This is a genomic window from Pseudomonas sp. QD4, from assembly GCF_049199125.1.
GTDB lineage: Bacteria > Pseudomonadota > Gammaproteobacteria > Pseudomonadales > Pseudomonadaceae > Aquipseudomonas.
The window spans coordinates 1-404 of the sequence record NZ_JBLZOM010000023.1; the positions used below are offsets into that span (position 1 = coordinate 1).

1 protein-coding gene is annotated in these 404 nt (G+C 64.6%); it reads left to right on the top strand.

The window, feature by feature from the left end; translation table 11 throughout:
* Positions 1 to 404, top strand: a 404-nt coding sequence (locus ACOZJV_RS34720) for a hypothetical protein (RefSeq protein ID WP_421549616.1), incomplete at both ends; no start/stop codon positions are given.

Here is a 404-nt window from a genome sequence, read left to right on the forward strand (position 1 = left end):
CGAAAACCTGCCGAAACAGCACTGGACCCTGGTGCGGCTGCGCCAGGGCGACCCGATCAAAGCCGAACCCAGAGACGATGCCCCCTCGGTCATCGACCTGGCGACAGACTGGACCACGGGCATCACCACCGTGCAGCAGGATGACCACCAGCAGAGCTGGGTCAACGTCCAAGTCCTGGCAGCAGACGGCTCCATCGTCCACGGCTGGGCCAAAGACACCGACCGCCGCCTGACCCCCTGGCATTGGCCCGGCTTCGACGTCGTCGACGCCGCCAGTAACCAAGCCGGAACCTGGTGGGACGGCACCGCCAGCGCCTTCGTCGACTTCCTCAGAGGCGGCCAGCGACCCGAAGAAACCCCATTCTTCAAACACATCCGCCAACTCATGGGCTTGAACAACCAGG